This is a genomic window from Bartonella sp. AP9QHHD (assembly GCF_042195625.1).
Classification (GTDB): Bacteria; Pseudomonadota; Alphaproteobacteria; order Rhizobiales; family Rhizobiaceae; genus Bartonella.
On the sequence record NZ_JBHIOP010000039.1, the window covers coordinates 1 to 1,297 of the forward strand.

The following is a 1,297-nucleotide window of genomic DNA, read 5'->3' on the forward strand; positions in this document are numbered from 1 at the left end:
GGTGTTATGAAAAAAAATAAAAAAAGGGGACGCCCTAAAATAGCAGGGCAGGTAAGAGAACCAAACGGACGTATATCACGTTGCAAAACACCGCGTGAAGCCGTTGATAAATTGGCAATAGAAATGCGTGCAAAACGCTTTGGTTTAACGCTACAGGAGGCAAAAAATCCACTTTCTGGGTCTTACATAGGGCGGCTTTGCTTGCAAGGCGTGATTACTCAAGAGCAATATGATGCCGCGCAACAGTACCTACAGATAAGAAATAATTACCTTTGTGCAAAAGGCTTGCCTAATGCAATTTATGACGAAATGCCATCATCTTCTGATGATAAAGCAAGAGACAAGTGGGTAGCATTTGCAACAGAGCAGTTTATAAACATGCAAGAGGCACTAAAAGAAGCCCAATGCCTCTATAGACAGTATAATCTTCATGCTGCGTTACAGTCCCTCGTTATAGAAGATCAAATGCTACCACACCTTGTGAATTCATTACGTATCGTTCTTAATGTTATTAGGAAGTATTTTCATTAGAAGCTTTTTTTTCATCTTTTTCATCAGGTTTATCATTATCTGAATATGCAATCATAATGAAATAGCCAATCAATATTATTACTGATACTATTGCCGTTACTATTGCCGTCGTTTTGCTCCAACAAAGACCCGCAAAAAATATAGGTATTACACAATACATTTTAATTAGAAATCCAGGATAGCCTTTAATATCTTTCGTTGGAGGATTGAATGTGAATGGGATCGCAATAATAGAACATATTATTGCTGTAATAAACAATACGGATGATATATCCAACATATCACGATTATCAGAGAAATACCATATAATAAACCATAAGATAAGCAGTGGTAAAAATAGTGCAGTGCTGTATGAAATTGCTTCTTCCCATGTGTTTCCGTTTGATTTAATGTTACAAATCGCAATTAATGCCATAAACGCTATTATTAAACACAAGCTATATATAAATCCTAAGAACTTTGCTCCTATTATTAATAGAAAAATAAGGACTCCAATCATAGCGGCACCTATACCGTAACCAACTATAGCACATAAAGCTTCCAGTATAATTCCAGTAAATGGAAGTAATAGTAGAATACATAAGATAATTAATACGATTGTCATGTTTATTGCTCTTTAATTGGTTTTATTGGAATTATCATTAACTGATTCACTTTGAAATTATCAATATGTGTTATTTTAGTGTTGACAAAGTGTAGCAAATCGTATTTAATGACAGCACTGTACTTGGTCGTATTGTATCTAAACGAGGGACAGTGCAGTTTG

2 protein-coding genes are annotated in these 1,297 nt (G+C 34.9%); one reads left to right on the forward strand and one right to left on the reverse strand.

Annotated features, from left to right (window positions below; all coding sequences use genetic code 11):
- Positions 1-6: 6 nt before the first annotated feature.
- Positions 7-531, forward strand: coding sequence for a hypothetical protein (locus ACFIK4_RS02950; protein ID WP_375674929.1), 525 nt, complete (start codon positions 7-9; stop codon positions 529-531).
- On the opposite strand, the gene ACFIK4_RS02955 is transcribed toward ACFIK4_RS02950, so the two are convergent.
- Positions 512-1,135, reverse strand: coding sequence for a hypothetical protein (locus ACFIK4_RS02955; protein WP_375635150.1), 624 nt, complete (start codon positions 1,133-1,135; stop codon positions 512-514). The genes ACFIK4_RS02950 and ACFIK4_RS02955 overlap by 20 nt on opposite strands.
- Between the last annotated feature and the right edge of the window lie 162 nt (positions 1,136-1,297).